Source organism: Streptomyces sp. NPDC107559 (assembly GCF_055657365.1).
In genome coordinates this window covers 125,145-138,381 of the sequence record NZ_JBVKBD010000008.1, presented here as the reverse complement: position 1 = coordinate 138,381, position 13,237 = coordinate 125,145, and the positions used below count along the sequence as shown (strand labels likewise).

General features: G+C 69.4%; 9 protein-coding genes. 4 read left to right on the top strand and 5 right to left on the bottom strand.

The genetic code is table 11. The annotated features are described in order from the left end of the window. Positions 1 to 7: 7 nt before the first annotated feature. Positions 8 to 3,568: a choice-of-anchor D domain-containing protein gene (locus tag ACZ7OY_RS24030; protein ID WP_471913249.1), complete on the bottom strand. Its 3,561-nt coding sequence runs from the start codon at positions 3,566 to 3,568 to the stop codon at positions 8 to 10. Between the two features lie 534 nt (positions 3,569 to 4,102). Between ACZ7OY_RS24030 and ACZ7OY_RS24025 the strand changes: the two genes are divergently transcribed. From ACZ7OY_RS24025 to ACZ7OY_RS24010, 4 genes are read left to right on the top strand one after another with little or no spacing between them, the layout of a single operon-like run. After that, positions 4,103 to 5,119 carry a GlxA family transcriptional regulator gene (locus ACZ7OY_RS24025; protein ID WP_471913248.1) on the top strand — a complete coding sequence of 339 codons (1,017 nt, stop codon included), beginning with the start codon at positions 4,103 to 4,105 and terminating at the stop codon, positions 5,117 to 5,119. After that, positions 5,116 to 6,915 carry a thiamine pyrophosphate-binding protein gene (locus ACZ7OY_RS24020; RefSeq protein ID WP_471913247.1) on the top strand — a complete coding sequence of 600 codons (1,800 nt, stop codon included), beginning with the start codon at positions 5,116 to 5,118 and terminating at the stop codon, positions 6,913 to 6,915. Before ACZ7OY_RS24025 ends, ACZ7OY_RS24020 begins: the two co-directional genes overlap by 4 nt. Beyond that, positions 6,887 to 7,540 (top strand): SRPBCC family protein, encoded by a 654-nt coding sequence (locus tag ACZ7OY_RS24015; protein WP_471913246.1) that lies wholly within the window; start codon positions 6,887 to 6,889, stop codon positions 7,538 to 7,540. The genes ACZ7OY_RS24020 and ACZ7OY_RS24015 overlap by 29 nt, the downstream gene beginning before the upstream one ends. Beyond that, positions 7,537 to 8,556, top strand: coding sequence for a 3-oxoacyl-ACP synthase III family protein (locus ACZ7OY_RS24010; protein ID WP_471913245.1), 1,020 nt, complete (start codon positions 7,537 to 7,539; stop codon positions 8,554 to 8,556). The genes ACZ7OY_RS24015 and ACZ7OY_RS24010 overlap by 4 nt, the downstream gene beginning before the upstream one ends. Before the next feature lie 108 nt (positions 8,557 to 8,664). Here the strand turns inward: ACZ7OY_RS24010 and ACZ7OY_RS24005 are convergent, their stop codons facing one another. The 4 genes from ACZ7OY_RS24005 to ACZ7OY_RS23990 all read right to left on the bottom strand — a co-directional run bounded on the left by ACZ7OY_RS24005 (position 8,665) and on the right by ACZ7OY_RS23990 (position 13,172). Then, the gene (locus ACZ7OY_RS24005) at positions 8,665 to 10,752 is read right to left on the bottom strand and encodes a glycosyl hydrolase family 28-related protein (RefSeq protein ID WP_471913244.1); all 2,088 of its coding nucleotides are present in this window, start codon (positions 10,750 to 10,752) and stop codon (positions 8,665 to 8,667) included. Between the two features lie 245 nt (positions 10,753 to 10,997). Next, complete coding sequence (locus ACZ7OY_RS24000) at positions 10,998 to 11,168, bottom strand: hypothetical protein (RefSeq protein ID WP_471913243.1); 171 nt, start codon at positions 11,166 to 11,168, stop codon at positions 10,998 to 11,000. Between the two features lie 199 nt (positions 11,169 to 11,367). After that, complete coding sequence (locus ACZ7OY_RS23995; RefSeq protein ID WP_471913242.1) at positions 11,368 to 11,898, bottom strand: GNAT family N-acetyltransferase; 531 nt, start codon at positions 11,896 to 11,898, stop codon at positions 11,368 to 11,370. A gap of 269 nt (positions 11,899 to 12,167) precedes the next feature. Next, positions 12,168 to 13,172: a TrmB family transcriptional regulator gene (locus ACZ7OY_RS23990; RefSeq protein ID WP_471913241.1), complete on the bottom strand. Its 1,005-nt coding sequence runs from the start codon at positions 13,170 to 13,172 to the stop codon at positions 12,168 to 12,170. Positions 13,173 to 13,237: the final 65 nt, after the last annotated feature.

Sequence of the window (13,237 nt, the reverse complement as noted above, 5' to 3'; positions counted from 1 at the left end):
GGGCGGGTCAGGTGTTCCAGACCTGGAACTCGGAGATCTGACCGGCCGGCCAGCCGTTGTTCGCGGTGACGTTCACCCGGAAGTACCGCTGGGTGGTCGCGGCGAACGTGAGGGTGACGGTGTTGTTGGTGGTGGGGTCGAAGGTGTACGTGGCCGAGGACTTGACGGTGGTGAAGCTCGAACCGTCGGTGCTGCCCGACAGGGACAGCGTCTGGTTGCGGGCGCCCCAGGTCGCGGGGAGCTGGAGGACGACGCGGCTCGCGCTCTGCGCGGACCCGAGGTCGGCCTGCACCCACTGCGGGAAGGCGTTGTTGGCGCTCTCCCAGTAGGTGCCCTGGTTGCCGTCCGTCACATTGGTCGACGGGTAGACGTCGGTGTGGCTCGACTCGGTGGTTGCCGCGTCGGCCGCCAGGTTCCTGCTCACCGCCCCGGCTCCGGTGCCGGTCAGCGCGACCGTGGTCGTGCCGTTCGACGCGTTGCTGGCGATGCTGAGGTCGCCGGTGCGGGTGCCCGACGCGATGGGCGTGAACGTGACGGCGACCGTGCAGGAAGCTCCTGCCGCGATCGACGTCCCGCAGGTGTTGGTCTGCGAGAAGTCGCCCGTGACGGTGATGCCGGAGACGGTCGCGGCCGCGGTTCCGGTGTTGGTCACGGTGACCGTCCGCGCGCTGCTGGCGGTGTTGAGTGCCTGGGTGGGATACGACAGCGACGTCGGGTTGGCCGACAGGGTCGCCGGCGAGGAGCCGCCGGTGCTGGGGAACACCTCGAGGTCCGACAACTGGGCCGCGTTCCAGCCCGTGTTGGTGGTGATGTTCACCCGCACGTAGCGCGCCGTGGCGGCGCTGAACGTGATGGTCACCGTGTTGTTGTTGGAGTTCGGGTCGAAGGTGTAGCCGGCCGATGCCTTGATCGTGGAGAAGCTGGAGCCGTCCGTGGATCCCTGTACCGACAGCGTCTGGGTGCGGGCCGACCACGCCGTCGCCGGCGGGAGCTTGAGCACGGCCTTGCCGACGCTGTAGTTCTGTCCGAGGTCGACCTGCGCCCACTGCGGGAACGAACCGTTCGCGCCCTCCCAGTACGTCGAGGCGTCCGGATCGGTGAGGTTCGAGGCGACGTAAGGGCTGTTGCTCGAACTCGCCATTGCCGGCCGCCCGGCGGCGATGTTCGTGGTGCTGTCGATGCCGCGGCCCGTCAGGGCGACGACGGTCGGGCTGTTGTTGGCGTTGCTGTTGATGGTGAGGTTGCCCGTGCGCGAGCCGCCCGTGGTGGGCTTGAAGCCGACGGTCACCGTGCAGGACGCGCCGACCGCGAGGGTGGAGCAGGTGCTGGTCTGGCTGAAGTCACCGGTGGCCGTGACGCCCGATACGGTCGCCGAGGTGGTGCCCGAGTTGGTCACCTTCACGGTCTGCGTGTCGGCCGAGGAGCCGACCACCGTGGCGGCGAAGGACAGGCTCCCCGGGTCGGTGTTCAGCACCGGGCCCGGCGCGGTGCCGGTGCCGGAGAGCGTGACGGTGTCGGTGACCCCGCCCGCGTCGACGGTCAGTGTGCCACTGCGGCTGCCGGTCGCCGTCGGCGCGAACTTCACGCTGACGGTGCACGAGCCGTTCGCCGCGATCGACGAGCCGCAGGTGTTGGTCTGGGAGTAGTCGCCGCTGGTGGAGATCGACGAGACGGACGCGGCGGCGTTGGTCGGGTTGGAGACCGTCACGGCCTGCGCGGCGCTGGTCGAACCGGTGGGTAGCGAACCGAAGTTGAGCGCGCCGGGGGTCGCCGTGACGCCTTCGGACGGGTAGGGCGGGTAGACCGGGGCAGGCCACCCTCCGCAGTACGGCGTGCCGCCGATGCCGGAGTTGCCGCCGCCGTCGGTCACCGTGAAACTGCCGGCCGAACAACTGTAGACCGGGGAGGAGTAACCGACGCCGGTGGCCGTGACGTTGGTGAACTTGGCCGCGCCGCCGGTCTGTTCCTGGAGGGCGAAGGTTCCGGTGCCGACGATGGTCACGTTGTTGAGGTTGACCCCGCTGATGGTGCCCTCGACCCACTGGATCGCCTCGTACGGGCTCTGCTGGATCAGCGCGTTGGTCACGTTGATCGGGCCGGTGATCGCGCCCTGGCTGCCGTCGAACCACAGCGCGCCCACGCCGAACTGCCAGTTGGGGTCGAGACTGCCGTCGCGGACCATGGTGTTGTCGGAGATCGTGGTGGTGCCGACGGGCGTCGAGGAGAACCGCTGCCCCACGTGGATGCCGCCGCCCTGGCTGATGCCGGAGTCGACCACGCGGTTGCCGCTGACGGTGTTGTCGTGGCCGCCGTAGATCGCAATGCCGTTGGCGAGGATCTGCAGGGACACGGTGTTGTTGGAGATGGTGTCGTTGGCGTCGGCGCCGATGCCGGAGTCCGCCCAGGTGGCGATGCCGTCGTCGCCGGTGTTGCGGATGTCGCTGTTGGTGACCTTCGAGTTGGTGACCGCTCCGTGGAAGTTGATGCCGTCCGCCGTGACGTCACGGATGCGCATGCCGCTGAACGTCAGGGCGTCCATCGGCCCGTCCATCCAGGCGCCGACCTTCATGTGGTCGATCCACAGGTTGGCGACGGTCGAGTTACTCATCGCGCCGCCGATGCCGTTGACCTGGGCGCTGTCGTTGCGCTCCTGCACATTGCCGAAGATCGCGAAGTTCTGCAGGTGCACGCCGGTGCTGGCCGAGGGCGCGGAGTTGCCGTAGAAGCCGGGCGCCGTGCCGGTGACGGTCGAGTACCACATGCCGGCGCCGGCGATCGTGACGTTGTTGACGCTGATGTGGCCGGGGATGTTGTAGGTGCCCGGCGGGATCCACACGGTGCCGCCGGGGCCTGCCGCGCTGATCGCGGCGTTGAACGCGCCGGTCGCGTCGGCCGCGCCGGTCGAGTCGGCGCCCTTGCTGGTCACCGACACCGAACCGGAGGGCGCGGTCAGGGCGGCGCCGACCTGCTCGAAGTCGGCGAAGTCGATCGTGTACGAGGACGCCGTGTCGCCGGAGTCGACCTGCAGCTTGAAGGTCGTGCCCGCCGGATAGGTGGTGGAGAACAGGCGGTGCGCCTCGTCGTAGAAGTGGTGCGGGTTGGTGCCCGGCGTGTTGGTGAACGGGTAGCTGCCGTAGTACCAGCTGTAGGCGTTGGTCAGGGTGAAGTCGGGCTGCTTGACGCCGTTGATGTACAGCGACAGCGCAGCGGTGTAGACCGAACCGCCCGAGGCGTCGGGGATGCTGTACCTGAAGTTGATCGAGTTGGTCGCCACCGGCGTGGTGAACGTGACGTACTGGCCGGTGCCCTGGAGGGTCGTCGCCTTTCGGTACGACGCCTCGTCGGCGAGCTGGCCCTGGGTGTAACTCGGGCCGATGGTGGTGCCGTTGGTGGCGGAGTTCTCCGCCTGGACCTCGACGTACGGCAGGTTCGCGCCGCTGCCGCCGGTGGCGGCGGCCGCCGCCCAGGCGGGTTGGACGGCCAGAGCGACGATGCCGACGGCGGCCACCATCGCGGTGCTCACCGCCCAGACGAGGGCTCGCCTCAGTTCTCGGATGGAATGGAGCACTTACCACTCCTTTCATCAGGACATGCCGGAAATGCCCTGCTGGTACCGCCGGCGAGGGAGGGGCGTGATGCACGGGGAGACGGGAGGCAGGCGGAAGGCAGGGGGGTGCTGATGACGCGAGGGGGACCGTAATGTCATCGACAACGTCACGCAAGAACTAGACAGAACATTGCAACAATGAAAATGTTGCACGCAAGATCTAATGTGCCATCGGGTGAGGCTCGGGCGATCCGGCCGAGACGCTGTTCACTCCAGGACACCTCGGCCAACGGCCCTTCGAGGTCGAGCGTGACGGCGTGGCGGCCGGCGGGGCCGAGGAAGGCCGTCGTCCAGCCCGGGAACGACTCGTTTTGAGGCGGGGGGTGACACCGTTCAAGCCAACGCCCTGTGAGCCGCCTCACCCGCCCCCATTCCGGGCGGCTCCGGAACTGCCTGGTCAGGTTCCCTTTTCGGGTGATCACCGACCGAGCGTTGGCCGGATACGTCAATAAACCGGCATTGCAGCCAGTGCCTCGCCCGATACAGGGTGTGATCGTGTCAGAGCGACGTGTTGTTGTGGTGCTGTACACAGGCGCACTGGCCCTGGACATCACCGGACCGATGGAAGTGTTCGAAACCGCCAACCGGCTCCTCGGCTCGCCGGGAAGGCCCTATCTGCTCGACCTCGTCTCCGCCGACGGGCCGCGGGTGCGCACAAGTTCGGGGGTGATCGTGGAGGCCTCGCCGCTGGCGGCGGCCGAGGGACCGATCGACACGCTCCTCGTGCCCGGCGGTTGGGGTCTCCACAGCGCCTTGCGGGACCGGGCGCTGGTCTCCTGGATCCGCCGGGCGGCGACGCGCTCCCGTCGAGTCGCCTCCGTATGCGGTGGATCCTTTCTGCTGGCCGAGGCCGGCCTCCTCGACGGCAGACACGCCACCACCCACTGGGCCTACACCGAGGCGATGGCCGGCCGCTATCCGGAAGTGACGGTGGACGCGGAGCCGATCTTCGTCTGGGACGGCCCCTTCGTGACCTCCGCAGGCGTGTCGACCGGGATCGACATGGCGCTTGCTCTGGTGGAGGCCGACCACGGAGCCCCGCTCGCGCTGGAGGTGGCACGGTTCCTGGTGCTGCCCCTCCGGCGGCACGGAGGACAGCCGCAGGTCAGCGCCGTCCTCGACGCGCAACTGGCCGACCATCCGCCGATCCGCGCCGCCCAGGAGTGGATCATGCACAACCTGGACCACCGGCTTCCCGTGGCCGAGATCGCCCTGCGGGCCAACATGAGCCCGCGCAACTTCTCCCGGGTCTTCCGGCGCGAGGTGGGCGCGACCCCGGGGCAGTACGTCGAGCGAAAGCGCATCGCCCGCGCCCGCGAGCTGCTGGAGACCACCGATCTGGCGATCGCCCAGATAGCGCGGCGCTGCGGATTCGCGGCCCCCGAGACGTTCTTCCGCTCCTTCGGACGAGCGCTGGGACTCACTCCCAGGCAGTACCGGCAGCGCTTTCAGCTCATGTCACCGTCCGGCCCCGCCGACCGGCACCACGAGACGGACAGGAGCCCCGCATGACGACCACGACCTCACGCCCACCTGAGGCAGAGGCGACACGCCTGGTCGACTACCTGGCCGGGGAACTCGCCCGGTCGGGCGTCACCCATGTGTTCGGCGTCGGCGGCGCGAACATCGAGGACCTGTACGACGCCGTGCACCGCGGCGGTGCCGTCCGCGCCGTCGTCGCCAAGCACGAGTTCGCCGCCGTCACCATGGCCGACGGATACGCCCGCACCACCAGGCGCCTGGGCGTGGTCGCCGCCACCTCTGGCGGTGGCGCGATGAACCTCCTGCCGGGCCTGGCCGAGGCCCATGCCTCCCGGGTACCCGTGCTGGCGCTGGTGGGACAGCCGCCGACCGGGCAGGAGGGCCTGGGGGCGTTCCAGGACTCCAGTGGCAAAGGGGGCTCCTTCGACGCCCGGGACGTCTTCGGGCCGGTCTCCCGGTTCTGCGCCCGGGTCGAGGACGCCGACGCGCTGCCCGAGTTGCTGGGTCGGGCCCTGACCGCGGCCCGGACCCATCCGCGCGGACCGGCGGTGCTGCTGCTCCCCAAGGACGTCCAGCAGACGCAGCTCGCGATACCCGGCCGCAGGCCGGCACCGGCAGGGGGCGCGGCTCCGGCGCCGGCGGCGTCGGTCGCCCGGCTGGACCCTGCGGCCCTGACCTCCGTGACGCAGACCCTTCGAGGGGCCGGCCGCGTCCTCGTCATCGCCGGTGAGGGCGTCGCCGCCGACGACGCGCGTGCAGAACTGGCCGAACTGGCCCGGCGCCTGGGGGCATGGGTGGCGGTCACCCCCGACGCGAAGGACGTCTTCGACAACCGTGATCCGCGGTTCGCCGGCGTGGCGGGGGTGATGGGTCACTCCAACGTCGAGGACTGCCTGCGACGGGCCGACGTGTGCGTGCTGGCCGGTACCCGGTTGCCTCTGGTGACGCGTGACGGCCTCGAACAGGCCCTGGCGGACACCGAAGTCGTATGCCTGGGGCCCGAGCCGGCGTTCGTCGAGTGCACCGCGCTGGCCGGAGATCTGCGGGAGGTGCTGCGCACGGTGGCCGGCCGGCTTCCGCCACTCTCCCGGTCCTGCCCCCGGCACGCCGGTCCCCTCCCCGCCCTCGCGCCGGACCTCGCGCCCCGGAACACGGCGGGAACCGTTCCCTACCCCCAGGCGCTGGCCGCGGTGGCAGCGGCACTCCCCCAGGACGCACACGTCTTCGTGGACGCCGGCAACGCGGGAGCCGGCGCGATCCATCACCTGCCCGCGCCGCGCCACGGCCGTTTCGTGGTGGCGCTCGGCATGGGCGGCATGGGCTACACCTTCGGCGCCGGCATCGGTGCCGCGCTCGCCACCGGACGCCGTACCTACGTACTCGCCGGCGACGGAGCGTTCTTCATGCACGGGATGGAGGTGCACACCGCCGTGGAGCATGCCGCACCCGTGACCTTCGTGATCTTCAACAACAACGCACACGCGATGTGCGCGCTGCGCGAGCAATTCCTCCAGGGCGGAATCCGCGGCGACGACCTGTTCGGCCGCACCGACATCGCCGCCGCGATGGCGGCTGCCTTCCCGTCCCTGACGGTCTCCCATGCCGCTGACGCGGCGCAGCTGCACAAGGCGCTCCTGGAAGGCAACGAGGGCGCGGGGCCCACGTTCGTCGCGCTGGAGTGCGACCCCCGCGAAATCCCCCCGTTCCGTTCCTTCCGGTCCTTCGCCGAAGCCGCCGCAGCGCCCCGCACCGGCGACGCCGCCGACAGGCCGGAAACCGAGAGCAAGGAGAGTCCCCATGAGCAAGGCATCGTCCGCATTGGCTGACATCCCCGGTCTGATGCGCATCGAGAACCCCGGCAAGGAGGAACTCGTCGCGCACTGCATGGAACTCACCCACTCCGTCTACCCGCACCATCAGGTCTACGGGCAGTACTGCACGATCCACGCCCACGTCGACTGCCCTCCGGAGCAGGCCTACGCCTATCTGAGCCAGGGGCACCACCTGGAGGAATGGACGTGCAGCCTGCGGGACTTCACCCCATCGGGCACACCCGGGCTCTGGGTGGGCCATGACCGGCTCGAGGACGACACGGAGATCTACTGCAAGGTCGTAGCCAACGCAGAGGCCCTGACGGTGGACTACCACTGCGCGTGGGACCAGGGCGACACACTGTGGATGATCTACCTCATGCGTGTGGTGCCCGCCCCGCTGGTGCTCGGCGAGGCTGGGTCGGTGATCACCTGGACCAACTGCCGACACCCCTACTACGACGACAACCCCCACCCCGACAAGGCTCCGCGCCCGGACAGGGCGTGGGTGGGCGACTTCTGGGACCTCTTCTACGCGGGACACACGGTGGAGATGAACAACCTCAAGGCGATCCTGGAACACCGCCACCGCAACGGCCTGCCGATCAGCACGGCACCGGCGAGGACGGTGACCGCGTGACCACCGTCAGCCTCACCGACGTCGCGAGCTACCTGCCCGGCGCACCGGTCCCCGCCACGTTCTACACCGACTACCCCGGAGCCGAGGACAAACTCCGCGGCCACCCCATGTTCAAGGTGCCGCCGGCACGGCACCACGTGGCCCCGGACGAGACCAACGCGGACATGGTCGAGCGCGCTGTGCAGCCCCTCATCGAGCGGCACGGCCGCAGCGAGATCCGGGGCGTCGACGTGCTGTTGGTCCACAGCCAGCTGCCGGATCTGCCGTTCGTGGGCGCCGGTACCGAAGTGGCACGCCGACTGGGGCTGAACCCGGAGTGGCTCGTCGACGTTGCCAACGCGGGCTGTGCGTCCTTCGTGTACATGATGAAGCTGGCCCGGCAGATCCTCTCCACGACCGACGCGAGGACCGCACTCATCTGCAACGCGCAGAGCGCGGCGGGCCAGTGCTTCACCCAGTCCGAGGTGCGCAGACTCGCCCAGGCCGCCGTCCCGGGCGACGGCTGCGGCGTGGGGTACCTGACGACGTCGGCCGACAGCCCGGTCCTCGACGTGGAGACGCGGCACGTCGGTGAGTACGCCGGGGACATGACGGTGGCGCTCGACGACGGGCGCAAGTACTGGGAACCGGGCGGATCCCAGCTGCGGATCGGCTTCACCGAGGCCAGTCTGGCCAAGGTCCTGGCCCGGGGAAACCGCCTGGTCCCCGAGGTGATCACGGATCTTTGCCGACGCCTGGGCATCGCGACGACCGACATCGACACCCTCATCACCAATCAGCCCAACCGCACCTTCCTGCGCAACTGGAGAGAGGCACTGCAGCTCCCCGCCGAACGGCACCTCAACACCTTCGAGGAGTGCGGGAATCTGTTCGGCGCGGCGATCCCGGTCACACTGGACCGCGCCGTCCGCTCAGGGCAGGTGGAGGACGGCGCCCTGGTGGTGCTCGGAGGTTTCGCCCACGCCGGCGATTTCGCCGGGGCCGTCGCGGTCCGATGGCACGGCGGCCGGGGCTGACCGACCGATGTCAATGGCACTTCCCCGACGTCGGCCTCCCTCCTCGTACGACCGTACGCGCGGCGGTGGCCGATGGGGATCGGCCACCGTCGCGGCAACACATGTCGGTCAGCGGAAGACGCCCGGCCAAGGTGCCGGCGCCGGTGGTGCGACCACCGGGGGCCGGTCGTCGCAGGTGATGGTGTTCGGCAGTTCCCAGGACGCCAGCCAGGGTCCGGTCGTGCCGCTGCCGTCGTTGCCTCCGAGGTCGTTCACCGTGAACTCGGAGCCGGAGGCGGGGAAGTTGAAGGATCCGCAGTTGTTGATGCCGACCGCGCCGACGTTACGGGCGTCCACGTTCTCGAAGGACGCCAATCCGGCGGACCGGGCGCTGAGCACGGAAGTGCCGGTGCCGTCCACCCGGATGTCCTTGAAACGGACGCCCCGGATCGCGTACTTGTCCTTCACCGGGAAGTCGGAGACAAGCATGATCGCGTTGTAGGTGTTGTCGAGGAAGTGGTCGCCGGTGACCTCGATGTCGGCGTCGATGTCCCGCTCCAGGGCGTAGAACCAGATGGCTCCGAGGCCGATCTTCCAGTTGAGCTCGAACGGCCCCGAACGGACTGTGGTGTTGTCCGTGATCCGCAGGTGTCCGGTGAACGGCTGCGCGCCGAACCGGGAGCCGACCTGGATGGCGCTGCCCTCTCTGACGGGGTCGGCGATGAGGTTGCCGGTGACCGTGTTGTCGGCACCGCCGTACAGGGCGATGCCGTTGGCGAGGACCGGGCTCTGCACGGTGTTGTGGGCGAAGACGTTGCGCGCGTCGGCCGTGTTCTCCGACCACATGGCCAGACCGTCGTCGCCGGTGTTGCGGACGAAGCTGTCCGTGACGCTCGAATCGGTGACGCCTGTGTGGAAGTTGAGGCCGTCGGCGATCTGGTCGGCGACGACCGTGCGGGTGACACGCAGGCCGGTCATCGGGCCGTCGAACCACATGCCGACCTTGGTGTGGTGGAGGTAGAGGCCGTCGATCGTCGAGTCGCTGAGCGCCCCGCCGATGGCGTTCACCTGGTCGGTGTCGATGCGTTCGCGTACGTCGCCCTCGACGGCGAAGCCCGACAGGTGGACGTCGTGGCTGCCCCCCTCCGCCGCCTCCTTGCCGTAGAAGCCCACGCCCATGTGGACCGAGCCGTCCGGGGCGGGGGTGCCGAGGGTGACCTGGTGGCCCTTGACGATCGTGTACCAGCTCCCCGCCCCGACGATCGTGACGTCGTCCACGGCGATGTGACGGTTCACCTGGTACGTGCCCGGCGGCAGATACACCTTGAGGTGCCGCTTCTCGGCGTAGGCGATGGCCCGGTCGAAGGCATCGCCCGCGTCACGCCGGCCGGTGGGATCGGCCCCGAACGCAAGGACGTTCGCGGCATGCTTCTCGACGTGCGGCGCGCCGACGAGTTGCGTGTCGAGCAGGTCGATCACGGTCCAGGCCGCGGTGCTGCCCTTGGGCGCGGTGAGACGGACCGTCTCGCCCGCCGCGTACCGCTTGCCGAGCAGCAGTCTCTGCTCGTCGTAGAAGTGGCTCGGCCGGAACGGCTTGTCGACGGCGGGCGCCGGGGTGGTGGCGGCGGGAACGCAGCCGCACTCGGTGATCCACCAGTCGGGGTGCAGCAGGTCGCCCTGAGGGTCGTTGCTGAACGGGTACTGGTTGTACAGCCAGGAGTACTGCGAGGTGAGGGTCATCGTGGTGCGTCGCCCGCCGCCCACGGAGACATCGAGGGGTGCGGTGATGCCGCCGCCCCGTGGGGCGTCGGGAATGCTGTAACGCACGGTGAGAGCGTTGGCCGCGTGCGGCAGGGTGAACTCGACGTACTGGCCCGGACTCAGCCGCACCGCCGCGCGGCCGGACGCCTCCGAGGGCAGCGTGTAGGCGGAGCGGTCGGGGCCGATGACGGTGCCGTTCGTCGCCGCGCTCTCCGCCTCCTGTTCCACGAAATCCACCCGGGCGCCGCGCCCCGCGACGAGGGCGGGATCGAGCCCGGCCCGGGTCACCGCCGGGGCGCCCTCGCGGCCGCCGTACCCCGAGGCCGCCGGGGCCGAAACGCCGAGGCCGAGCACGAGTCCGGCGGCCGCCGCGGTCACCGCCACGACCGTCCGGGCCGGTCTTCGCGCACTGCCCCGAGCTGGCTCCGCAGCCGCGTGCAGGGTGTATCGCGCCATCGGGGTCTCGTTTCTCTGGGAGCGGAGGACACCGAGGGCAACTCGGTGCGCGGCGGCACGCAGGAACAGGCCGTGCCGCCGCGTTCCGGGACATTAGGACGCGGTGGGACGGCGGACAAGACCTTGAGCGCATATTTCCAACAGTCAGTAGAGATCCTGCAAGTGTTAGTCGATTTCTTGCACACATCTCATTCTCCGGAGCGCACCGCCCTCACCGCCGGACCGAGCACGCCGGAATCCGGCCGTCAACCGTCCCGATGAGCAGGGCTCCGTGCAGCGCCCATGAACGCGGAAGGAGCCACCGCGTCGTCCCGTCCGGCCGTATCGGTATCGGTATCGGTATCGGTATCGGTATCAATATCGGTATCGGTATCGGTATCGGCGGGGAGACGCATTCCGGCATGTGCGACGATCACGGGCGCTCGGCGGCCGAGACGGCGTGGTCAGCGCCTCGGAGCGCAAAGGGACCGGTCGACGCGCCCAGCACGCCCTCTGCGCGTCGCCACCACAAGATTCGTTTCACCCCCGGCCTTAAGGCCGGAGCACTGCGCATGAGTCCTGGTAGCGCTGCCGTCCACGAGTGGCTGTATCCGGCGCAGTCGCCCGTACCGCTGTCTACAGGCTGATCCAATAGCGGCGCTTGACGCCCGCCTCTGTGGTGCGAAGGTCTTCCAGGACACCACCGTTGCGTTCGATGCTGCGTGCGGACGCGGTGTTGGCGTCGTCGCAGGTGACAAGGACTCGGTCCAGGCCAAGTGCGCGCGCCTCGGGCAGTACGGCCCCGAGAGCCCAGGTGGCCAGGCCGCGCCTTCGGAAGGAGGGGCGCACGCTGTAGCCGATGTGCCCGCCGATGTCGAGCAGAACGGCGTTCAGATAGTGCCGCAGATCGATCGCGCCCAGATAGCTGTCGCCCTCGACGATCCACCAATGCGTGGCATGGACGCGCCCTTCTCCCACGGCGACAGCCCGGTCCGACTGTCGTCGCAGACATGCGGTCCACTCCGAGAAGACCTCGGGATCGACGAGGTCGGCATCCGGCGCGAGACGCAGGCCCGAGCCATCCTGGTGGGCGCCCGGAGACCACTCGTCCCGGACCGCGAGCCATGAGGATTGCAACCGCTTCGTGGGTGCGATCAGTTCAGGCATGCAGGCGAGGCTAGCACTCGTCCGCATGCCGTCATCAAGCGGTTTCCGGCGCCGGCCCGGACCTGCCGGTCACCACCATCGCCGCTCCGCTGGACCCGGTGTCGGCGCAGACTCCTGCTGCATCTCGTGGGACTCGGCCATCCTCGACGGACGCGTGGTGCGCTCACACGACAGGAGGCTTTGCCGATCACGGGGCCGCAGGCCGGATGGTCGACGATCTGATGCCCGGTCCGGTCGTGAGAGGAGCCCCCGGCGCCGCAACAAGGCCGTCACGTCCGCCTCGGCATCGGTGGCTCCGCCCAGCCGTGCCGGACGGCGTGGCCACCGAGTTGCATCCGGGTGCGGACTCCGGCCAGGTCCATGAGACGGCGCAGGCGCCGGTGGAGCGTGCGCGGTGACAGGCCCAGCTGTGTCGCGGCTGTCGGGTCGGTCACGCCGGCCAGCAACAGCGCGAGGATCTTCCGGTCGAGGGCTGTCGGTCCTTCCGTCTCCAGTTCGACGGTAGGTTCGGATTCCTCGTCGGCGGACAGCGCCAGCGGGTGGGAGGTGCGCCACACGGTCTCGAACAGTGTGTCCATCGCGTCCAGCAGGCCGCTGCGGTGCAGCAGCACTGCCCCGGGTTCTCCGGTCGGCGTGGCCGCAAGCGGGACGAGGCCGAGTTCGGCGTCGGCCAGCACGAGTTTCATGGGCAGTTGGTCGGCGACACGCAACTGCACCCCGTTGCGCAGGGAATCGATCGCCTCGTGGATCATGCCGGGCTCCGCCAGCACGGCTCGGTCCAGCACTGCCCGGAAGTGAACGCCGCGACCGAGGGCCATGGGTTCGGCCGTGTTCTCCTCGGGCGGCAGCGCGACGAAGGGCGCGGTGATGAAGGCGCGGATCTGCGTGCGGGCCGCATGCTGCACCTGGAGGTAACGATGGCGGATGGCGTCGACGCCGGTGACGACCTCGATCAGATCGACGATGCTGCCGGCGGTCGTGGCCGCCCGGTGCTCCTCCGCCAAGGCCACCAGGGCGTATTCGGCCGCGCGCAGCCCGTCCCGGCGCTGGCTGATGAGGGCGCCGAGCGCCATGGCGGGCGGCGCGGCGGTGAACCGATCGCTCGACGATCTGATGACCAGTCCCCATGCGACCAGACGGGACAAAAACCTTTCGGCGTCGGCCTGTTCCAGGGCGAGGAGGTCCGACAGCAGCGTCGCGGTGGAGTCCGGCCGTCCGAGGAGTGCCCGGTAGACGCGCTCGTCATCGGGTTCGAGACCCAGTGCTTCCAGCATCGGCGACCGACTCTCCTCCGCTTGTCGCAGCGGGGAAAGTATCCGCCAGGGCAGCGGACCTTGAG